Source organism: Streptomyces rubellomurinus (assembly GCF_000961885.1).
GTDB lineage: Bacteria > Actinomycetota > Actinomycetes > Streptomycetales > Streptomycetaceae > Kitasatospora > Kitasatospora rubellomurina.
In genome coordinates, this window is the sequence record NZ_JZKH01000114.1 from 1 (window position 1) to 20,700 (window position 20,700).

Consider the following 20,700-nt stretch of genomic DNA (forward strand, 5'->3'; position numbering starts at 1 on the left):
AGGGGGAGTTGACGCCGACGCCCCAGACCGGGCCGAACTCCTGGCCGATGATGGTGGTGACGCCGGAGGCCAGCGAGGCCTCCATGATGCGGGGCGACAGCAGGTGGACGTGGGTGTCGATGGCGCCGGCGGTGGCGATCAGGCCCTCGCCGGAGACGATGGTGGTGCCGGTGCCGACGACGACGTCCACGCCGTCCAGGGTGTCCGGGTTTCCCGCTCGGCCGATGGAGGCGATGCGGCCGCCGATCAGGCCGATGGACGTCTTGCGGATGCCCTGGATCGCGTCGATGACCAGCACGTTGCTGATCACCACGTCGCAGGTGTCGCGGACGGCGGCGGGCTTGAGGTGCAGGCCGTCGCGGGCGGTCTTGCCGAAGCCGGCCAGGAACTCGTCGCCGGGGGCCTGGGAGTCGGACTCGACGCGCACGATCAGGCCGGAGTCGCCGAGCCGGACCCGGTCGCCGGCGCGCGGGCCGTGCACCGCGATGTAGTCGTGCGGGGTGATCGAGCTCATGAGGGCACCTCGGCGTCGTCGAAGCTGGTCAGGTAGCCGGTGGCGCGGGCCTTCGCGAGGGCGGCTTCCTTGGCGCCGGGCGCGTCCAGCGGCCCGTCGACGAGCCCGGCGAAGCCGATCGCGACGCGTGCGCCGCCGATCGGCACCAGGCCGACCTCGACGGTGGCGCCGGGGTCGAAGCGCACCGAGGAGCCGGCCGGGACGGCCAGGTGGGTGCCGTAGGCGGCGGCGCGGTCGAAGGCCAGGCGCGGGTTGGCCTCGAAGAAGTGGAAGTGCGAGGTGACGGAGATCGGCACCCCGGAGGTGTTGTGGACGGGGAGCAGCAGGGTCTCCTCGACCGGGTCGTAGCCGGCGCCGTCGCCGATCAGGGCGCCGCCGGGGGCGCCGTCGCCGAGCGAGCCGGCGCCGCGGAAGGGGTCGTTGACGACGGCGAGGCGGGTGCCGTCGTCGAAGACGGCCTCGACCTGGACGACGGTGACCACGTCGGGCACGCCGGGCAGCACGTCGTCGGCGGTGAGGACGGAGCGGCCGGCCTCGATGGCCTCGGCGAGGCGCCGGCCGTCGCGGGCGGCCTCGCAGACGGTGTCCGCGATCAGGGCGGTCGCCTCGGGGATGTTGAGGCGCACGCCCCGGGCGCGGCGGGCGCGGGCCAGTTCGGCTGCTGTGAAGATCAGCAGCCGGTCCCGCTCGGTGGGGGTCAGTCGCACGGTTCCTCGCTCGCGTCGCCGGGGGAGGGGGTCGGCCGGGGGCCCGGTGCGCGGGGCCGCGCGGGCTTCCGGGGTGATGTTAGAACGCCGTTCAAACATCCCGGGTCATTGAACCCGGCCCGGGGCGCCCTGTCCAGCGTTGCCGCTCCCGACACGTTCGGCCCGCCGGGCGGGCGGCGGGGGTGAGGGGCCGGGTGCGGGCGGCGTGCGGCGGTGGCGGGCGCGGGGGCGCGCGGCGGGGAGCACGGTCCGTACGGGCGCCGGGCGTGCGCGGGATCGGGCGGGAGCGGGTTCGAAAACAGCCTCTGCGCTTCGCAAACCCGTCCGGCGCGGGCAGTTGGATCACGTGAACCGCCCCGTGCCCCTTTCACCCCAGGTGATCGGACGCACACTGTTGCAAACGCCGTCAACTGGGCATGACGATGGGTGGCCAGAACGAGGGGGCCACCCGGCCGGCGGGGGATTCCGGACGCGGGGGCCCGGGATTTGAAGGCGGGGGCATTGGTGATGGACGGTCAGTCGCGATTCCCGCGGCAGCGGACGGGCTCGGGCGACGGCTACCGCTCCGGCCCGGTCCAGGGGCCGGTCGGCAGCACCGGGACGGCCCTGCCGGCGGTGCCCGCCCCGGGCTGCGCACTGCACCGCCGGCTGCACCTGACGGTGGACCCGGCGGACCTGCCCGCGGTCGGCTCGGTCCGGCGGCGGCTGCGCTCGGCGCTGAACCACTGGGGGGTGCCGGAGCTGTCCGACACCGCCGAGCTGCTCTCCTCCGAACTGGTCACCAACGCGCTGCTGCACACCGGCGAGGGCGCCGTCTTCGACGCCGTCCTCGGGTCGGACCTGCGGCTGCGGATCGAGGTGCAGGACGGCACCAGCCGGCTGCCCGGCCGCCGCCGCGAGCCGGCCGCCGAGACCGCGACCTCGGGGCGGGGCTTGCTGCTGGTGGAGGCGCTCGCCGACTCCTGGGGCGTGCAGCTGCGCGGCGACGGCAAGGTGACCTGGTTCGAGCTCGCCCTGCCCTGAGCCGGCCGGGCCGCCGTGAGCCCGCCGCGGGCCGACTGCCGGGCGCCGGGCCGCCGCGTCCCGTACGATGGTTCGCCGTCGATTGATTCGCCGTCGAAGCAAGCCCTGAACAGAAGGCGGAACGGAAGATTTCCGGTCCGATGGCATTGCCGCTCGGCGCATCATTGGCCAGGATGGTGGGACTGTGTGTCCACGTGCGGGAAGCTGCGGGGAGACCGAACCTCGACTGACCAGCGCCCGTCGACACCGCCCGATCCAGCACGATCCATCACATCGCCACGCGGCCCGTCCGGACGATCGGCTCGGTCCGCCGCGGCAGCGGCAGGAGCAGCATGCCCACTGAGCCCGAGTCGCCGGGTCCGGCGCTTCCTGCCGGCACGTCCGCCGCCGAACCGCCGGCCCCCGGGCGGGCCCGACCGCCCGCGCAGGCCTCCCGCCGCGGCTCCCGGGTGCCCCCGACGCTCGCCGCCGCCCGGCTCGCCCCGGTGCTCTCCGGCGGCCTGCCGCCCGCCTCCGCCGACACCATGCCGGACTGGCTGGAGCCCGCGATGGCCGCCAACGGCATCGGCTCCTTCGACTGGGACATCCGCCGCGACGTCCTGGAGGGCGACCTGCGGGCCTGCGCGATCATCGGCCTGGACGCCATGGACCAGGGCCGCTTCGACCGCACCGCCGCCTCCTTCCTCGCCCTGCTGCACCCCGAGGACGCGCCCGTGGTGCGCCGCCGGGTCGAGCGCGCGGTCGCCGAGCTGGGCCAGTGCGGCGCCTACTACCGCACGGTCGGGCCGAACGGCAGCATGCGCGCGGTGCGCTTCCGCGGCCGGGTGCTCGCCGACGCCTTCGGCCGCGCCTCCCGGATGGTCGGCTTCGTCTGGGACGCCACCGTCGAACTGCACAAGCGCGACCGCGCGGACCGGCTCGCCCTGCTGCGCGAGGAGCGCTCCCGGTTCATCAAGGAGGCGGCCCGCGCGCTGTCCGAGGCCGTCACCGTCCGGGACGTCGCCCGGGTGTTCACCGAGCTGCCGCTGCCCGGCCTGCCGCCGGACGGCCTGGTGCTCGCCTCCTTCGAGGCCGGGCGGGCGCAGATCCTCGGCGCCTCCGGCTACCTGACCGAGTCGCTCGCCGTCTGGGACCGCACCCTGCTGCCGGCCGGCCACCCGGCCTCCGAGGCGCTGCGCCACCGCGCGCCGGTGTTCGTCTCCTCCCGCGCGGAGTACCGCGAGGGCTACCCGGAGGTGTGGGAGCCCACCAGCCGCAACGGCCGCGGCTCCTGGGCGTACCTGCCGCTGGTGGCCAGCGGCCGGGCGATCGGCGTGTGCGTGGTCAGCTTCGACGACGAGCGGGAGCTGGACGCGGACGAGCGCACCCTGCTCACCACCCTGGGCGGGCTGGTCGCCCAGTCGCTGGCCCGGGCCCGGCTGCACGACGCCGAGCACGAGCTGGCGGCCGGCCTGCAGCGGGTGATGCTGCCGCGCACCGTCCCCGCCGTGCCCGGCGTGACCACCGCCGTGCGCTACCTGGCGGCCGGCTCCGGCCTGCAGATCGGCGGCGACTGGTACGACGTGGTGCCGCTGCCCGGCGGGCACGTCGGCCTGGTGATCGGCGACGTGCAGGGCCACGACGTGCACGCCGCCGGGATCATGGGGCAGCTGCGGATCGCGCTGCGCGCCTACGCCGCCGAGGGCCACCCGCCCGCCGCGGTGATGGCCCGCGCCTCCCGCTTCCTCGCCGACCTGGACACCGACCACTTCGCCACCTGCACCTACGCCGAGGTCAACGTCGACTACGGCGTGGTCTACGCGGTGCGGGCCGGCCACCTCGACCCGGTGGTGCGCCGCGCGGACGGCAGCGCCGCCGTGGTGCCGGTGGCCGGCGGGCTGCCGCTGGGCATCGACCCGGACCAGGAGTACCGGGTCACCCGGTTCAGCCTGGACCCGGGCGAGACCGTGCTGCTGTGCACCGACGGCCTGGTCGAGTCGCGCGGCATGGACCTGGACCAGGGCGTCGAGCGGCTCACCCGCGCCCTCGCCGCGCCGCTGCCCGCCGCGGACGGGGCCGCCCGCGACCCGCTGGAGGAGCTGGCCGACCGGATCGCCTCCCAGGCCGCCGAGTCCAGCGAGCGCGAGGACGACATAGCGCTGCTGCTCCTGCGCTGGGACGGCCCGTCGGGCGGGCTCGCCGCCCAGCAGCTGCGCCGCCGGATCGGCCAGGCCGACCTGGCGCGGATCGCCGAGGTCCGGGCCGAGCTGCGCGACGCGCTGCGCCGGTGGGGCGTCGCCGAGTTCATCGACACCGCCGAACTGCTCTCCTCCGAGCTGGTCACCAACGCCATCCGGCACACGGACCGTGACGCCATGTTCACCGCCCGCCTCTACCGGGAGCCGGCCGCGGACGGCGGCCGGGCCCGGCTGCGGGTCGAGGTGGAGGACGAGTCCGACCTCTGGCCGACCCGCCGGACGCCCGGCGAACAGGCCTCCTCCGGGCGCGGCCTGATGCTGGTCGAGGCGCTGGCCGACGCGTGGGGCGTGGAGCCGCGCGGCTCCGGCAAGCGGATGTGGTTCGAGCTCAGCGGCGTCGCCGCCGCCTGACCGGACGGCCGCCCGGCCCGCGCCCGTCCGGACCGGCCGGACCGACCGGAAACCGGCCCGGTCCGGACGGTCTGGAGGGGCGTAATCTGAAGACAGGTCACGTGCCCCGGCGCGTCCCGGCAGCCGGTGAGGGCGTGTGGCTCCGGCTCGCCGGTCGCAGGCGGTCGCCGGTGGACGGCGGGCAGTCATCACCACTCTGCGGAACCCGAGGATCACGCCATGGTGTCGATCTTCCATCACCACACGCACGACGAAACCCCCGCGACCCCCTCGGTCCCGCTGCCGCCCCCGCAACGGAAGCCCGCCGAGCCGCACGACGCCACCGCGGACGTCGCCCGCCTCCCGCTGATCTACGTGCGCGGCTTCGCCGGCGGCACCAGCGGCATCGACAAGCAGGTCGACGACCCGTTCTACGGCTTCAACGACGGGTCGACCCACATCCGGGTCGGCGGCGACGGAGCCGCCCAGTACTACCAGTTCGAGAGCCCGCTGCTGCGGCTCTTCGCCGAGGACGGCTACCACCCGCTGGTGACCGGTGACCCGAAGGCCTACCTGCGCGCCCGCGCGGCCGGGTCGGTGGACCCGGCGACCGTCTGGATCCACCGCTTCTACGACGCGTCCGCCGACACCTTCGGCGGCAAGGCCGCCGACTTCGACATCGAGGCGGCGGCCCGCGACCTGTACGAACTCGTCCAGCTGGTCCGGGAGAAGACGGGCGCCGACAAGGTCGTCCTGATCGCCCACTCGATGGGCGGCCTGATCTGCCGCAGCATGCTCCAGAAGTGGTCGCACCAGAGCCTCGGCGACTTCCGGCCCACCCTGCCCGGCAAGGACCTGGTCGACCGGCTGTTCACCTACGGCACCCCGCACGGCGGGATCGCCTTCGCGGTCGGCGGGGGCCTGCTCGACGAGTTCATGGAGGACCTCGGCCCGGTCGGCTCCGACATCTTCGCGCCCGAGAAGATGTACGGCTACCTGGTGCCGCACGTCGACTTCGGCACCGAGGCGCCGCCGGACTGGCCGGTGAACGTGGTCCCGCCCGAGGACTTCGACACCGACCGGATCTTCTGCGTGGTCGGCACCGACGCCGGGGACTACGGCCTGGCGCAGAAGGTGGTGGGCCCGCAGAGCGACGGCCTGGTCGCGACCCGCAACGCCTACGTCGAGGGCGCGCACCGCGCGTACGTCCACCGCTCGCACTCGGGCCGCTACGGCCTGGTCAACTCCGAGGAGGGGTACCAGAACCTGCGCCGCTTCCTGTTCGGCCGCAAGCGGGTGGAGATCGCCCTCGCGGGTCTGGCGCCCGCCCCGCCCGACGCGGACGGCCGCCGGTCGTTCTGGCAGGGCGAGATCCAGCTGTCGATCCGCGGACTGCCCGTCGTGATGCACCAGCAGCTGGCCGCGCACCACTGCCCCGTCACGCTGGAGCCCGAGCCGGACGGCGGCCCGATCCCGCTCACCACGGTCTTCCTGCTCGACCCGCTGACCATGCCCGCGGACGGTTCCAACACGCCCGTGTCGCTACCGTCGCGCTACTCGCTGCACCTGCGGGTCTCCCGGCTGACCGAGGAGCACGGACTGCTGTTCTGGCGGGACCATCTCGCCCAGACGGCGGACTGGGACGACACGCTGATCGTCGACGTCGGGCACGAGGCCGACGATCCCAAGGGCGAGCTGCGGCTCTGGGCCGCCTGGAACTCCCAGGTGCCGGTCGCGATCGCCGACCGCTACCCGATCAGCGACGGCCCGCTCGCCCCGGACCGGGACGCGACCCTCTCCGTCCCCCTCCCGCCGAGCGCGGGCCGGCTCCTCGGAGCCGACGCGTCGCTCGTCCTGCGGCCCTCGGTCCGGGAGTGAGGGCCGTGCCAGGGAGGAGGAGCAGCTAGCCGAACTGCTGCTCCAGGTCCTTCAGTTTGCGCTCCAGCGAGTCCAGCCGGGGCAGGGTGACGGTGTCCTCCTCGGAGGTGAGGTCGACGGTGCGCCGCTCCGGCCGGGCCGGCAGGCCGGGCTGGACGACCGTGCCCTCGGCGGCCCCGGAGTCGCCCTCCGGGGCCTCGACCGCGCGCGGGCCGGACGGCCCGCCGACTATGGCGGGCTCCGAGCCGGACTCCAACTGCCGGGCGGCGGTGGTGCTCCCGCGGCCGCGCCAGGTGGCGCTGCCCCGGTTGATCGCCCGGATCTCGGCCCGCTCGCGGCGGCCCGCCAGCTTGCGCCGCTCCTTCTCCAGCGACCGCTCCCGCTTCTCGTCGCGGACCTCGTCCACCGCCTCGTCCAGGCTGCGCACGCCCTCCAGGAGCATCAGCGACCAGGCCGCGTAGGTCTCGCGCGGGGCGCGCAGCCAGCGGACGATGCGGATCTGCGGCAGCGGCCGCGGGACGAGTCCCTGCTCGCGCAGCGCCGCCCGGCGGGTCTGCTTGAGCGCTCGGTCGAACAGGATCGCCGCGGACAGCGACATGCCGGAGAAGAACTGCGGGGCGCCGGCGTGGCCGAAGCCGCGCGGGGCGTGCACCCAGTTGAACCAGGCCGAGGCGCCGGCGAACAGCCAGACCAGCAGCCGGGAGCCGAGTGCGGCGTCGCCGTGGCTGGCCTCGCGGACGGCGAGCACCGAGCAGAACATCGCGGCGCCGTCCAGCCCGAACGGCACCAGGTACTCCCAGCCGCCGGACAGGCCGAGGTTCTGCATGCCGAAGCCGACCAGCCCGTGGAAGGAGAGTGCGGCCGCGACCCCGGCGCAGCAGAACAGCAGCGTGTACGAGGCGGCGCCGTACAGGGATTCCTTGTTGCGGCGCCGTTCCTCGGAACGCTCCCAGGAGTCCGCCCCGGCGGCGGATCCCCGGCTCCGGGCCAGGGCCACCAGGAGTGCGCTGACCAGCAGCCCCGCGACTCCGGTGACGGCCCAGCCGAGCGGTATGTCGGACAATTTCATCGCCGGAACCAGCCTCGCTTTCTGCGTCGAGTTCCTGCGCCGTGATGGCGGGGACCATCATGGCGGATGCTCGGCGAGGGAATGGCGGATTCACCGTCAATGCGCTGAGTAGAGGGATTTCTGACCCCGCGTCGGTCGCATCGTCGTATGAATTCGAAGCGGGCGATTCCCGGAATTCCAGGCTTTTCGAGTTCGAGGTCGAACGGGTTTTCGTCAACCGCGCGTGACGCGGGGGCAGCCGGCGCACATGTCCTCGGGGGCCGCGGTGTACACGAGGCAGCAGCTGGCCCTGGCCCGGGCCGTCGCGTCCGGGGCGCCGCCTCCGGAGGGTGCTCCGGGAGCGCCGCCCCGGCCGGGCGCCGGGGTCGCGAAACCGGCGCCCGGGGTGAAGGGGGCCGGAGCGGGAGCGGGGCGGCCCGGCGCGCCGGGCGCGTGCGCGGGGGCGGGGCCCGCCGGGGCTCGGTCGGCGGGCGCTCGGTCAGCGGGCGCTGGGTCGTCGGGGGCGAGCAGCGCGGACAGTTCGGCGCGCGCCCGCTCCGGCTCGCCGAGCAGCCCGCCCGCGTAGCAGAGCCCCTCCACCACGGCGTCGGTGGCCATCGCCCACAGCACCCGGGGCCCGCGCCGCACCTGCGGGCGGAACGCGGCCAGCAGCGGGTCCAGGAACGCGCCCAGCGCGCACCGGAGTTCGGCCGCCAGCGCGGTCTCGTCCGGGGCGGTGCGGACGGCCACGGTGCGGACGGCTGCGGTGCGGGCGGCCGGGGCGGTGGCCGCGGCGGTGGCCGGTGAGGCGGCCGCCGGGTCGTCCGGCAGGCAGACGAACGCCGCCGGGCGGACCGTCAGCTCCACGGCGGCGTTGCCCCGGCGCAGCGCCACGTCCCCCGGCCCGAGCAGCGGCACCCGCCGCTCCAGGAACCACGGCACCGTGAACAGCAGGGAGAGCGGCCAGACCGCGCGGTGCAGGCCGAAGCCGGCCGCCACGTCCGGGCGCAGCGGCCGCCCGTAGCGGGCGAGGCCCTGGCGGGCGTCCACGGCGACCAGGTCGCGGACGGCTGCGGGGCGTTCGGCCAGGTCGGCGGCGGTCAGCCAGCCGTCGCCGGACGGGGGTGGGGCGCAGCGCACGCTGAGCGTCGGGGTGAGGCCGGTCAGCCGGTGGTACGACGGCGCGCAGGGGGTGGTGGGGTCCGGCGCGGCGGCCGGGGTGTGCGCCTCGGTGGTGCGGGGGGCGGACGGTGCGGGGACGGGCCGGGTGCTGCTCGCGGTCATGGTCGGGCCCCATCGGGTCGACCGGGGCCGCGCATGGGGGCCCGGGGTGCCCGGCCGTGCTGCTGCCCGCCGGGCCCGGCCGGGCCGGGGCATGGCGGTGCCCGGGGAACGGCAAGGCTGACCCGGCCGGGGCACTGCTCACCCCGGCCAGGTTAGGCTCACCTTAGCTGATGGTGCCCCGGGTCTCGCGGGTGCTGCGTCCGTCCGGGGGAGTGCCGGGCGGTGGCGGGGCGGCCAGTTGGCGTGCGAGCCAGACCGGCACGCCGCCGAGCGCGTGCACCAGCCGGGCGGCCTCGGCGCGCAGGCGCGCGGCCTCGGCCGGCTCGGACACCTCGGCGAGCGCCGCGAGCGCCGGCGCCACCCCCACGGTGAAGCCGAGTTGCTCGCGCAGCCGCAGCGAGGCGTCGAAGCCCTCCCGGGCGTGGCCGCGGTCGCCGCGGGACAGCGCGAGGGCGGCCAGGTGGCGCCAGGTGTAGGAGCGCAGCAGCTTGTCGCCGCGCTCCCCGGCGGCCTCGTGCGCCCGGCGGTAGGCGATCCAGGCGGCGCCGCGGTCGCGCAGCAGGTTCTCGGCGACCAGTCCGCGCCGGAAGTCCAGCAGCGGGCGGCCCGGGGCGCCCGGCGGCAGCAGGGCCGAGGTGCGGCCGAGTGCCGCCTGCGCCTCGTCCAGCCGGTCGCGCGGGCCGAGCACGCTGGCCACGTAGGCGAGGAAGCCGCGGGCGCAGGCGGCGGCCGCGCGCTGCTCGGTGCCGGTCGCCAGCGCCTCGGCCAGGCGCAGTGCCTGTTCCGCCTGGATCCAGTGGGCGGCGGTGAACAGGCACTGCTCGATGAGGAGTTCGGCCCGCCGGAGGGCGGCCGTCGGGTCGTGTTCGGCGGCCGGCCGGAGCAGGTCGGCGGCCTCCTGCCAGCACGCCCGGGACCGTAGTCGCCATACGGTGTCGCCCGGTTCCTCCGCTGCCCGCCCCAGCCCGTCCGGGCCGCTCGGGCCCCATCCGTGCTCCGACAACGCCACCTCCTTGTGCGCGCCATCCAGCCGGGCACGGGGCCCGCCCAGGCGCGCTGCCGCGGTCCGTTCGCATGATGACGGAACGGCGGGCTGCAGGGCGAAGTCCCGCGCTGTGGCGGCAATTCAACACGGGGGTGAGCTTGTGCACCAGATCACGAGCGCAGGTTGTTGCTTTTCCGGGGCGGATGATCTAGTGGGGGAGCGGCGGGCCGTCAGGACGTCCAGCCGGTCTCCATCAGCGCCTCGGCCGCGCCGTTGGCGGGCTGCGGCACGCCGGCCAGGTCCAGGCTGAACAGGGCGACCAGCAGCTGCTCGCCGCGCACGGTGGCCTGGTGCGAGTAGCCGGCCAGGGTGAACATGGCGGCGGCCATCTCCTCGGCGTGCAGGGTCTGCAGCCACAGGCACTCCACCGACTTGACGTCGGCGGGCTCGGTCCAGGTGTCCACCTGGGCGACCATCCGGCTGCCCAGCAGGGTGACGCCGTCGCGCTCCTGGGCCTCCGTCAGCTCCAGGTCGTCGAAGCCGAGCCACTCCAGGTAGCGGGCGGCGGTGAACACCGCGTCCTGCGAGGTGCGCACCGGGTGCGGGCGGAACGGCGTGCGGTGGCGGAACGGGCGGGCCCGGCCGGCGGTGGTCCCGGGCGGGGCCGGCGGCGCGGGCGGGGCGGGCACCGGGGCGCCCATCGGGTGGGCCGGCTGCGGGCGGGAGGACTGCGGGCCGGCGGCGGTGAGCGGGCCGGCCGTGCCGGCGTTCAGCCGGGTGGCGCGGTCCACCGGGAGGCGGACGGTCGCGCCGCAGTTGCAGGTGAACTCGGGCTGCGGCCACTGGTCCGAGCGGCCGCAGTGCGGGCAGCGCATGCTCAGCCAGGAGTCCTCCCAGGAGCGGAACCGCACCTGCACCGGCACCCCGCCGCGCAGCAGCGGCACCTTCAGCGAGGCGCCGCACGGGCACGGCAGCGAGGGCGGCTCGTACAGGTGCTCGCGACGGCAGGCGGGGCAGCGGATCGCCCGCGCGCCACCGCCCGCTCCCGGCCCCGGCAGGGCGGGGTCGTGTCCGGTGAAGTCGTCGGGCAGTCCGGCCATCGCGGGCTCCGTCCGTTGGGGTCGGGTGGGTGCGGCGATTCCCATGCTCCCCCAAACGGGGGACGGTTGGCGCGGAATGGGACAATCCTCAGGGACGGATCAGGGATGGTCCCCCGGCAGGTGGAGGGCGGACGGCCCCGGCACCCGGCGGGTGGTCAGCCGGCGGACCAGCGGGCCAGGTCGGCGGGCGTGTCGAGGTCGTCCGGCACGGCGACGTCGGCGCACTCGACGAGCACGACCTCGCCCGCGTGCGCGGCCAGCAGCGCCCGGGCACCGGCATCGCCGTCCGCGCCCGCCGCCGCCTCGGCGAAGTGCCGGGCGCCGATCAGCACCGGGTGCCCGCGCCGCCCGTCGTACGCGGCGGCCGCCAGCTCGGCGCCCGCCCGGTGCGCGGCGAGCAGCCGGGCCACCGCCGCCGGGGTGACGCCCGGGGTGTCCACCAGCATCACCAGCACCGCCGACGCCTCCGGCGCCAGCGCGGCCAGCCCGGCCCGCAGCGAGGAGCCCATGCCGCCGGCCCAGTCCGGGTTGGCCACCAGCCGGCACCCGGGCAGGTGCGCGGTGGCCCGGACCCGGTCGCCCTCGGCGCCCAGTACCACCGTCACGTCCGGGCAGCCCCCGGCGCGGACGACCGCCACGGCGTGCTCGACCAGGGGGCGGCCCCGGTAGCGGATCAGCGCCTTGGGGCGCCCGCCGAGGCGGCGCCCGCCGCCGGCGGCGAGCACCAGCGCGGGGACGGGGGGTCGGCCGCCGCGGCTCATGCGGTCGGCCCGGCGGCGGCGCGGGTGCGGTCGGCGGCCGCGGGCGGCCCCGGGGGCGCGGGGGCGGGGTGGGCTGCGGTGCGGCTCATGGGCCCAGCCTGCCCGGCCGGGCGGCCGTCGCGCAGCACCCGGGGCCCGGAGTTGGACGAACCCACAAGCCCGGGCCGCCGGCCGTGCCCGCTCCCCGGCGGTTCGGCCGCTGGCCGCGCCGCCCGTCCGCCCCCTGTACTGGGTCGATGAACACCGCACCGCGCCCGCTGGTGGACCGCTTCGGCCGCGTCCACACCGATCTGCGGGTCTCGCTGACCGACCGCTGCAACCTGCGCTGCACGTACTGCATGCCGGCGGAGGGCCTGGACTGGCTGCCGCGCGAGGGGGTGCTGACCGACGACGAGGTGCTGCGGCTGGTCCGGGTCGGGGTCGAGCGGCTGGGGGTGCGGTCGGTACGGCTGACGGGCGGGGAGCCGCTGCTGCGCCGCGGCCTGGTCGCCCTGGTGGGCCGGCTGGCGGCGCTGGGCGTGGAGCTGTCGCTGACGACCAACGGCATCGGCCTGGCCAGGGCGGCGGCCGGGCTGCGGGCGGCGGGGCTGCGGCGGGTGAACGTCAGCCTGGACACGCTGCGCCCGGAGCGGTTCGCGGCGCTGACCCGGCGCGACCGGCTGCCGGACGTGCTGGCCGGCCTGGCGGCCGCGCGGGCGGCGGGCCTGGGGCCGGTGAAGGTGAACACGGTGCCGGTGCGCGGCGTGAACGCGGACGAGATCGCCGACCAGGCGGCCTTCGCCGTCGAGCACGGGTACCGGCCGCGGTTCATCGAGTCGATGCCGCTGGACGCGCAGGGGGCCTGGGACCGGGCGTCGATGGTGACGGCGGAGGAGATCCTGGCGGCGCTGGGGGAGCGGTTCGAGCTGGTGCCGCTCGGCCGGCCGGGCAGCGCGCCGGCCGAGGAGTGGCGGATCGCGGGCACGGAGGCGGTCGTCGGGGTGATCGCCTCGGTGACCCGGCCGTTCTGCGGCGGCTGCGACCGGGTGCGGCTGACGGCGGACGGGCAGCTGCGCAACTGCCTGTTCGCCACCGAGGAGTCGGACCTGCGGGCGCTGCTGCGCGCCGGCGCGGACGACGCCGAGGTCGAGGCGGCCTGGCGGGCCTCGGTGGCCCGCAAGGGGCCGGGGCACGCGGTCGGCTCGGCCGACTTCGTCCGCCCGGACCGCCCGATGTCCGCGATCGGCGGCTGAACCGGAGGAGGTGTGAGCTCCGCCATGCTCCTCGGCGTGCGCGTGGCGTCGCCTTGACCCGCTCTTGGGGTGGCTGATCTGCTGGTTCACCGTCAACCCACCCCTGATTCCGGGAGTTCGCCGTGCCCGCCCGCCGTACCTGGCTGTCCGCCGCCACCGTGTTCCTCATATGCGCGCTCGCGCTGGCCGGTTGGCTGCTCGGCGGCCGCGACCAGCCGAAGGGCGGCGCGCCCGCCGCGGGCCCGGGCACCAGCCCGCTGCAGAACCCGGACGGCACCCGGCCCGGCCTCGCCCCGCTCGCCACCGCCGAGGACCGCAGGGCGGGCCGCGAGCTCATCGCCCAGGTCGCCACCGCGGCCGCCGGGCCCCGGGACGGCTACGACCGGGGCGAGTTCGGCCCCGCCTGGACGGACAGCGTCGAGGGCGTCCCGTTCGGCGGCAACAAGTGCGACACCCGCAACGACCTGCTCGCCCGGGACGGCACCGCCGTCGAGCGCAAGGACGGCTCGGACTGCGTGGTCACCGCGATGACCATCCGCGACCCGTACACCGGCCAGACCGTCCGGTGGAGCAAGCAGCAGGCCGGGAAGATCCAGATCGACCACGTGATGCCGCTGTCCTACGACTGGCAGATGGGCGCCGCCGCGTGGGACCGGGCCAAGCGCGTCCGGATCGCCAACGACCCGCTCAACCTGATCCCCGCGGACGGCTCCCAGAACGCCTCCAAGGGCGACTCCGGCCCGGCCGCCTGGCTGCCCGCCGACCCGGCGATCCACTGCTCGTACGCGGTGCGCTTCGCCCAGGTTTCGCTGAAGTACCGGCTGCCGGTCACCGAGGCCGACAAGAAGGCCATGCTGCGGCTCTGCGACGGCTGAGGAGGCGCGCGTCCGACAGCTGCGGAAACCTTTCCGCACACCTCCGGCCCGGGCCCCGGCGTGACCCGGGCCGGGCCCGGATGGTATCCGTGAGCGGTGGACTCGAAGATCCAACGGCTCTCCCGCCGCCGCGCGCTGCCCGCCCTGGCCGCCGTGCTCGCCGTCGCGCTGCCCGCCGGCTGCACCGGCGCGCCCGCCCCCGGCGGCCCGGCCACCCGCCCGCCGCTGTCCGAACGGGCCCCCGCCGGCACCGACCCGGCGCTGCGCGCGCTCTACGACCAGCGGATCGACTGGCAGCCCTGCGCCGACCAGGGCGACGGCGACGGACCCGTCCAGTGCGCCACCCTCAAGGTCCCGCTCGACTACGCAGCCCCCGGCGGCGCGACCCTCGACGTCGCCGTCGCCCGGGTGCCCGCCGCCGACCCCGGCCGGCGCCTCGGCTCCCTGGTGCTCAACCCCGGCGGGCCCGGCAACTCCGGCACCGCGATGGTCCAGTGGGGCTGGAAGAACTACCAGGGCCCGCTGCACGACCACTACGACCTGGTCGGCTTCGACCCGCGCGGCGCCGGCCGCACCGCCGGCGTCCACTGCCTCGACGACCGCACCCGCGACGAGTACACCTCCACCGACGACCCCGGCTACGACCACGGCCGCGTGCTCGCCGACGCCTGCCGGGCCAAGGCCGCCGACCTGCTCCCGCACCTCGGCACCCGCGACAGCGCCCGGGACATGGACGTGCTGCGCGGCGCCCTCGGCGAGACCAGGCTCGACTTCCTCGGCCTGTCCTACGGCACCTACCTCGGCGCCCTCTACGCCGAGGAGTTCCCCGGGCGCACCGGCCGGCTCGTCCTCGACGGCGCCGTCGAGCGCAGCACCGACCTGATGCACCTCAACGGCGAACAGGCCGCCGCCACCGAGGCCGAGTTCACCGCCTTCGCCGCCGACTGCGCCGCCACCGACGACACCTGCCCGCTCGGCACCGACCCGGCCGCCGCCCCGCGCCGGTTCGCCGACTTCCTCGACGGCCTGCGGGACCACCCGCTGCACGGCGAGGACGGCCGCACCCTCACCGCCGCCCTCGGCTGGGCCGGCGTCCTGGGCGTCCTCTACGACGGCCGCCGGTCCTTCGACCGGCTGCGCGAGGCGGTCGAACCGGCCGTCGCCCGCGGCGACGCGGACGGACTGCTCCGCCTCGCCGACGCCGCCAACGGCCGTGACCAGGACGGCCGTTACGACACCACCGCGGACGCCTTCGCGGCCATCCACTGCGCCGACGCCCCGCTCGCGCCCACCGACGCCGACCTGCGCGCCGCGCTCGCCGACCTCGCCGTCCGGGCCCCGCTGACCAGCCGGCACGACACCCGGATCACCCTGCTCGACCCGGACTGCCGGGCCTGGCCGTTCCGTTCGCCGGAGAAGCCGCACACCGTGAAGGCGGCCGGCAGCGCCCCGATCCTGGTCGTCGGATCCACCGGCGACCCGGTCACCCCCTACCTGTGGGCGCAGCGGATGGCCGCCGGGTTCGCGCACGGCGTGCTGCTCACCCGGGAGGGCGACGGGCACACCGCGTACGACAAGAGCGGGTGCGTGCGGGACGCCGTCGCCGCGTTCCTGGTGGACGGGCGGATGCCGGAGGCCGGGACGTACTGTCCGACCGACTGACCGACCGACTGACCGACCGAGCGACTGACCGGCCGGCACAGCGCGCGGAGGGGGCGCGCCGCGAGGGATCGCGGTGCGCCCCCTCCGTCATCGGGGGACGGAATGTGGTCAGGAGGTGGGGGCGGTCAGGTCGTAGAAGGTGGCGGTGCCGACCGTGCGCTTGGTGAAGTGGGCGGTCACCCAGGCCTCGATCTGGCCGCTCTCGTTCGACTGCGCCTCGTCGGTGCCCTCGCCGGATCCGCCGCCGAAGCCGCGGTGCGAGCCGCCGGCGATGAACCAGTGCACCTTGTTCTGCTGGACGTACTTCTGGAAGTCGGCCAGGCTCAGCGACGGGTCGGTGCCGTTGAAGCCGCCGAGGGCCATCACCGGCTTGCCGGTGGCGAGTTGGTAGCTGGCGGCGTTCTGCGAGCCGACCGTCGCGGCGGCCCAGGTGTAGTGGTCGGCGTCCTGGGCGAGCAGGTCGGCCGCCTCGGGGCTCACCTTGGTGCCGCCGAGCAGGCCGCCCATGCCGCCGGGGCCGCCCATGCCGCCGGGGGCGCCGGGGAAGCCGCCTTCGCCGAAGGGGGCGGGGGCGGTGCCGTTGGTGCCGCCCGTGCCGTTGGCGCCGTCCGCGCCGCGCTCGTGGCGGCCGTTCGCCTTGCCGTTGCCGTTGGGCGAGCCGTTGCCGTTGCCGAAGCCGGGGTTGGCGCCCGCGCCCGGGAAGCCGGGGAACCCGCCGGGGAAGCCCCCGCCGTTGCGCCCCTGGGAGGCGTGTCCGCCGCCCTGACCCCCCTGACCGCCCTGGCCGCCCGGCCCGCCGGGGAAGCCCCAGGCGCCCGCGCCGCCCTTGCCGCCCTTGCGCCCGCCGCCGGGCCCGAACGCGCCCTTGACGGACGGTCCGGCGGTCACGATCGAGCCGTTGTGCGGCGTGTTCACGGTGTCCACCGCGTACGCGGCCGGCCCGCCGAACGCCGCCGCCAGGCCCAGCAGGCCCGCCACCGAGGCGATCCGCGCGCCCGTCCGGCCGGAGGTCCGACCGGCCGCCTGCCCGCCGACCAGCGCGGCGGCCGACGCCAGCCCGCCGAACAGCACCGCCCAGCGCAGCCACGGCAGGAAGTCGGCGCTGCGCCCGAGCAGCACGAACGCCCAGACCGCCGTCACCGCGAGCACGCCCGCCAGCAGCAGCGCGTACGGCAGCCGGTGCCGCGCCCGCCACAGCCCGTCCACGCCCATGCCGACCAGCGCGGCCACGGCCGGGGCCAGCGCCACGGTGTAGTACTGGTGGAAGATCCCCGACATGAAGCTGAAGACCAGCGCGGTGGAGAGCAGCCAGCCGCCCCAGACCAGGAAGGCCGCGCGGGCGGTGTCCGGCCTGGCGTGCCGGCGGGTCGCCCAGAGGCCGACCACCAGCAGGATCAGCGCGGCCGGGAGCAGCCAGGCGATCTGACCGCCGATGTCGGAGCCGAACAGCCGGGTGAGGCCGGTCTGGCCCCAGCCGCGGCCGCCGCGCGCCAGGCCGGCCGGCAGGTCGACCCCGGCCGGCAGGTGCGCGGCGCCGCCGCCGACGCTGCCGCGCTCGTTGCCGTCCACCCGGCCGAGGCCGTTGTAGCCGAAGGTGAGCGAGAGGAAGCTGTCGTCCTGCGAGCCGCCCACGTACGGGCGGGCCGAGGCGGGCAGCAGCTCGACGACGGCCACCCACCAGCCGCCCGAGACGAGCAGGGCCGCGCCCGCGAGCAGCGTCTGGCGCACCCGCCGCCAGAAGCCGGTCGGGGCCACCGCCAGGTAGACGGCGGCGAAGGCGGGCAGGATCAGGAAGGCCGCGAGCGTCTTGGTGAGGAAGGCGAAGCCGAACATCGCGCCGGTGAACAGCAGCCAGCGGGTGCCGGCCGTCTCGATCGCCCGCACCAGCCCGTACGCGGACAGGGTGAGCAGCAGCACCAGCAGCGCGTCCGGGTTGTTGAAGCGGAACATCAGCGCCGCCACCGGGGTCAGCGCGAACGCGGCCCCGGCCAGCAGGCCGCCGAGCGGGGAGAAGCGGCGGCGCACCGTCGCGTACAGCACGCCGACGGTGGCGGCGCCCATCAGCGCCTGCGGGGCGAGGATCGACCAGGAGGAGAGGCCGAACATCCGCACCGACAGGGCCATCGGCCACAGCGAGGCCGGCGGCTTGTCGACGGTGATGAAGTTCGCGGCGTCGGAGGAGCCGAAGAAGAAGGCCTTCCAGCTCTGGCTGCCGGCCTGCACGGCCGCCGAGTAGAAGGCGTTGGCCCAGCCGGAGGCGCTCAGGCCCCACAGGTAGAGGACGGCGGTGGCGGCCATCAGCGCCAGCAGGGCCGGGCGCACCCAGCGCGGGTCGTCGGCGCGGCCCCGCCAGGCGCGGGCGGGCAGGGTGCGCAGCCGCTCGGACCAGGAACCGATCCCCTTCGGTCCGGCGGGCGGCAGGGGCTGCTCGGGGAAGAGCGGGGCCGGGCGCCCGTCGAACCGAAGGGGGCCACCCGGCTGCGGCGCCTGCGGCGGCGGGTAGTGCGCGGTCTCGGGCCACGGTTCGCCGGCCGGAGGGGAGTAGCTGCTCGTGGTCATGCGCCATACGGTGCGTGGCGCGGCTGAGAGAAGTGTGAGACGACGCTGTGAGCCGGGTGTGATCTGCGCGGCCGGACGGGTGATCTACGCGGCGGCGGGGGGCATGGTGAGGTGTTTGCCCAGCCACTCCAGGGCCGGGGGGATCTCCCGGGTCCAGGTGTGGAAGTTGTGGCCGGCGGTGTCCAGGGTGATGGTGGACATCTTGGTGGGGGCCTTGAAGGCGCCGACCATGGCCTGGGTCTCGTCGTAGTTGTTCTCGTCGTTCGCGGTGGTGAGCAGCAGGGAGACGGGCGCGGGCGGCTGGTTCTTGAGCCGCCACAGCAGGTCGTTCTCCTGCTTGAGCTTGTTGTCGCCGCCGAACAGGTCGCCGGTGGTCGGGTCGTGGGCGGCGCTGTAGTAGCCGGAGAGCGCGACCGCGGCCCGGTAGGAGTCGGGCTTGCGCAGCGCGAACTTGAGCGCGCAGTAGCCGCCGGTGGAGTTGCCGATGACGGCCCGGTTGGCCGGGTCGGTGCCGATCCGGTAGGTGGTGGCGAGGGCCTTGGGCAGGTCGGTGGTGAAGAAGGTCTCGACCTGGGGGCCGTTCGGGACGTCGACGCACTCGGTGTCGCGGTTGTCGACGAGGGTGGGGCGGGTCATCACCAGGATGGTCGGCGGCAGCTTCTTCTGCTCGATCGCGGCGAGCGTGGAGGCCGGGTACTGCATGAGCGAGATCAGCTTCTCCGGGGTGCCCGGGTAGCCGGTGAGCACCAGGGCCATCGGGAAGCGCTGCTTGGCGAAGTCCGGCTGGAAGTACTGCGGGGGGAGGTAGACGTAGGCCTCGCTGCTCAGGCCGCTGCCGGCTCCTTTGACGTCGACCTTCTGGATCAGCCCGGAGCGCTCCGGGTCCGAGCCCTGCGCCGAGTAGAACTTCTGCTCGCTGGTGACGGCGACGCCGGAGGCGTTGGGCTGGTGGTCGACGACCGTGCCGAGCCCGCCGCTGGTGCCGAGCAGGTCGGTCCAGGAGCTGTAGAAGCCGAAGTAGCTGTTGGCGATCAGGCCCATCGCGGCCAGCACCGTCACCTGGGTGGCGAGGAAGGTGCCGATCCGGCCCAGCCAGGACTTCCAGCCCTTGCCGCCGAAGCGGGGCCACAGCCACATGGTGGCGGCGAAGACGGCCACCGCGAGGACCGAGGTGATGATCTGGAGGGGGAGTCCGGTGAGACTGAGCACGTGCCGATCGTAGTTGACCTCCCGGGAAGCCCCCGGACGGCCCCTGGGAGGTGGCCGCTCGGTAGTCGTCCGGTCACGCCCTCGCGCGGGTGTCGATCCGCATGCGGACCGTTCCGGGGTGGGCGGGTCCGTCGCGGGGCGGGGGAGGCGGGCACTTCACCGGGCGTGGAGTGTCGCCGGGCCGGGCCGTAACGGGCATACCGGGACGGGGGGTTGCGGGATCGGGTCACAACAGCGCATCCGTGGTGGCCAGTTCGGTCACAACGGTTGATTCCTTGTAGTGGGCATGGCACTTTCGTGCGGCGCGGGCCTCGGCGACCAGCCGGGGGACCCGCGATCCCCCACAAGGAGAGCCATGCTGAAGAGACTTGTCGCGATGGCCGGTGCGGGCGTCGTCGTCGCGGGCGGCCTGACCTTCGCCGCCACCCCCGCGAACGCCGTCCAGGCGGCCGACCTGACCTCCACCATCGCGCTGGACGACTGCTCGGCCTCGCTGGTCCGCTACCCCACCTCGGTGGCCGGCGACCGGGCGCTCATGCTCACGAACGGGCACTGCCTGCCGACCATGCCCTCGGCCGGGCAGGTCATCCAGAACCAGAGCGCCAGCCGCAGCGGCACCCTGCTCGACGGCGCGGGCAACACCCTCGGCACCGTCCAGGCGGACAAGGTGCTGTACGCGACGATGACCGGCACCGACGTCACGCTGTACGAGCTCACCGACACCTACGGGTCGATCAGCTCCAAGTACGGCGCCACCGCGCTGACCCTCAGCGACACCCACCCGGTCGACGGCTCGTCGATGTACATCCCGTCCTCGTACTGGAAGCAGACCTGGAACTGCTCCGTCAACGGCTTCGTGCCCACCCTGCGCGAGGACCAGTGGACCTGGCACGACTCGCTCCGCTACAGCTCCGGCTGCAACACCACGCACGGCACCTCCGGCTCGCCGATCGTCGACTCCGCCAGCGGGCGGGTCGTCGGCATCAACAACACCGGCAACGACAACGGCGAGATGTGCACCCTCGACAACCCCTGCGAGGTCGCGGCGGACGGCACCACCACCGCCACCAAGGGCCAGAGCTACGGCGAGGAGACGTACTGGTTCACCACCTGCCTGGGCCCCGGCAACGTCATCGACCTCAACGTCGCGGGCTGCCTGCTCACCAAGCCGGCCGGCAGCGGCGCCGTCTCGGTGAGCAACCCGGGCAACCAGTCGACCGCGGTCGGCGGCTCGGTCAACCTGCAGATCAAGGCCTCGGGCGGCACCGCGCCGCTGTCGTACAGCGCGAGCGGCCT

General features: G+C 75.4%; 15 protein-coding genes and 1 pseudogene. 7 read left to right on the forward strand and 9 right to left on the reverse strand.

From position 1 onward, the window contains the following. Together VM95_RS33620 and VM95_RS33625 are read right to left on the reverse strand one after the other, a co-directional pair. Positions 1 to 514: pseudogene (locus tag VM95_RS33620) on the reverse strand (urease subunit alpha); the annotation flags it as partial. Further along, positions 511 to 1,221, reverse strand: coding sequence for an urease subunit gamma (locus VM95_RS33625; RefSeq protein ID WP_045704167.1), 711 nt, complete (start codon positions 1,219 to 1,221; stop codon positions 511 to 513). The pseudogene VM95_RS33620 and the gene VM95_RS33625, both read right to left, overlap by 4 nt. 507 nt (positions 1,222 to 1,728) lie before the next feature. On the opposite strand from VM95_RS33625, the gene VM95_RS33630 reads away from it, so the two are divergent. The 3 genes from VM95_RS33630 (at position 1,729) to VM95_RS33640 (ending at position 6,689) form a co-directional block, all read left to right on the forward strand. Beyond that, positions 1,729 to 2,244 (forward strand): ATP-binding protein, encoded by a 516-nt coding sequence (locus VM95_RS33630; RefSeq protein ID WP_341846042.1) that lies wholly within the window; start codon positions 1,729 to 1,731, stop codon positions 2,242 to 2,244. Positions 2,245 to 2,576: 332 nt separating this feature from the next. Continuing rightward, positions 2,577 to 4,832, forward strand: coding sequence for an ATP-binding SpoIIE family protein phosphatase (locus VM95_RS33635; RefSeq protein WP_078860950.1), 2,256 nt, complete (start codon positions 2,577 to 2,579; stop codon positions 4,830 to 4,832). Positions 4,833 to 5,051: 219 nt separating this feature from the next. Further along, a complete protein-coding gene (locus tag VM95_RS33640) occupies positions 5,052 to 6,689 on the forward strand; it encodes an esterase/lipase family protein (RefSeq protein ID WP_107073176.1) in 1,638 nt (545 codons plus the stop codon). 25 nt (positions 6,690 to 6,714) lie between these two features. Here the strand turns inward: VM95_RS33640 and VM95_RS33645 are convergent, their stop codons facing one another. The 5 genes from VM95_RS33645 to VM95_RS33665 form a co-directional block, all read right to left on the reverse strand. Beyond that, on the reverse strand, positions 6,715 to 7,758 hold the full coding sequence (locus VM95_RS33645) for a DUF2637 domain-containing protein (RefSeq protein WP_045704169.1): 1,044 nt from the start codon (positions 7,756 to 7,758) through the stop codon (positions 6,715 to 6,717). Between the two features lie 213 nt (positions 7,759 to 7,971). Further along, positions 7,972 to 9,021, reverse strand: coding sequence for a (2Fe-2S)-binding protein (locus VM95_RS33650; protein ID WP_052707732.1), 1,050 nt, complete (start codon positions 9,019 to 9,021; stop codon positions 7,972 to 7,974). A gap of 163 nt (positions 9,022 to 9,184) precedes the next feature. Then, a complete protein-coding gene (locus VM95_RS33655) occupies positions 9,185 to 10,024 on the reverse strand; it encodes a hypothetical protein (RefSeq protein ID WP_045704171.1) in 840 nt (279 codons plus the stop codon). A 212-nt stretch (positions 10,025 to 10,236) separates the two neighbouring features. Then, positions 10,237 to 11,106, reverse strand: coding sequence for a hypothetical protein (locus VM95_RS33660; RefSeq protein ID WP_244179049.1), 870 nt, complete (start codon positions 11,104 to 11,106; stop codon positions 10,237 to 10,239). Between the two features lie 155 nt (positions 11,107 to 11,261). Continuing rightward, positions 11,262 to 11,867: a nucleotidyltransferase family protein gene (locus tag VM95_RS33665; RefSeq protein ID WP_045704172.1), complete on the reverse strand. Its 606-nt coding sequence runs from the start codon at positions 11,865 to 11,867 to the stop codon at positions 11,262 to 11,264. Between the two features lie 236 nt (positions 11,868 to 12,103). Between VM95_RS33665 and moaA the strand changes: the two genes are divergently transcribed. From moaA to VM95_RS33680, 3 genes are all read left to right on the forward strand, one after another. Next, the gene (gene moaA / locus VM95_RS33670; protein WP_045704173.1) at positions 12,104 to 13,099 is read left to right on the forward strand and encodes a GTP 3',8-cyclase MoaA; all 996 of its coding nucleotides are present in this window, start codon (positions 12,104 to 12,106) and stop codon (positions 13,097 to 13,099) included. Between the two features lie 167 nt (positions 13,100 to 13,266). Continuing rightward, on the forward strand, positions 13,267 to 13,974 hold the full coding sequence (locus tag VM95_RS33675; RefSeq protein WP_425265384.1) for an HNH endonuclease family protein: 708 nt from the start codon (positions 13,267 to 13,269) through the stop codon (positions 13,972 to 13,974). Positions 13,975 to 14,070: 96 nt separating this feature from the next. Continuing rightward, positions 14,071 to 15,636: an alpha/beta hydrolase gene (locus VM95_RS33680; RefSeq protein ID WP_045704175.1), complete on the forward strand. Its 1,566-nt coding sequence runs from the start codon at positions 14,071 to 14,073 to the stop codon at positions 15,634 to 15,636. Between the two features lie 108 nt (positions 15,637 to 15,744). Here VM95_RS33680 and VM95_RS33685 read toward each other — a convergent pair whose 3' ends face one another. Together VM95_RS33685 and VM95_RS33690 are read right to left on the reverse strand one after the other, a co-directional pair. Then, positions 15,745 to 18,195: a glycosyltransferase family 39 protein gene (locus VM95_RS33685; protein WP_052707733.1), complete on the reverse strand. Its 2,451-nt coding sequence runs from the start codon at positions 18,193 to 18,195 to the stop codon at positions 15,745 to 15,747. A gap of 84 nt (positions 18,196 to 18,279) precedes the next feature. Continuing rightward, positions 18,280 to 19,404 (reverse strand): alpha/beta hydrolase, encoded by a 1,125-nt coding sequence (locus VM95_RS33690; protein WP_045704176.1) that lies wholly within the window; start codon positions 19,402 to 19,404, stop codon positions 18,280 to 18,282. A 355-nt stretch (positions 19,405 to 19,759) separates the two neighbouring features. Here VM95_RS33690 and VM95_RS33695 point away from each other — a divergent pair. After that, the coding region (locus VM95_RS33695; protein WP_167352981.1) for a S1 family peptidase at positions 19,760 to 20,700 on the forward strand (941 nt) is incomplete at its 3' end.

Excerpts from the sequence above, each read along its gene's own strand:
- VM95_RS33640 (WP_107073176.1), top strand. The coding sequence starts at position 5,052 with ATGGTGTCGATCTTCCATCACCACACGCACGACGAAACCCCCGCGACC.
- VM95_RS33635 (WP_078860950.1), top strand. The coding sequence starts at position 2,577 with ATGCCCACTGAGCCCGAGTCGCCGGGTCCGGCGCTTCCTGCCGGCACG.
- VM95_RS33665 (WP_045704172.1), bottom strand. The coding sequence starts at position 11,867 with ATGAGCCGCGGCGGCCGACCCCCCGTCCCCGCGCTGGTGCTCGCCGCC.
- VM95_RS33630 (WP_341846042.1), top strand. The coding sequence starts at position 1,729 with ATGGACGGTCAGTCGCGATTCCCGCGGCAGCGGACGGGCTCGGGCGAC.
- VM95_RS33650 (WP_052707732.1), bottom strand. The coding sequence starts at position 9,021 with ATGACCGCGAGCAGCACCCGGCCCGTCCCCGCACCGTCCGCCCCCCGC.
- VM95_RS33660 (WP_244179049.1), bottom strand. The coding sequence starts at position 11,106 with ATGGCCGGACTGCCCGACGACTTCACCGGACACGACCCCGCCCTGCCG.
- VM95_RS33645 (WP_045704169.1), bottom strand. The coding sequence starts at position 7,758 with ATGAAATTGTCCGACATACCGCTCGGCTGGGCCGTCACCGGAGTCGCG.
- moaA (WP_045704173.1), top strand. The coding sequence starts at position 12,104 with ATGAACACCGCACCGCGCCCGCTGGTGGACCGCTTCGGCCGCGTCCAC.
- VM95_RS33685 (WP_052707733.1), bottom strand. The coding sequence starts at position 18,195 with ATGACCACGAGCAGCTACTCCCCTCCGGCCGGCGAACCGTGGCCCGAG.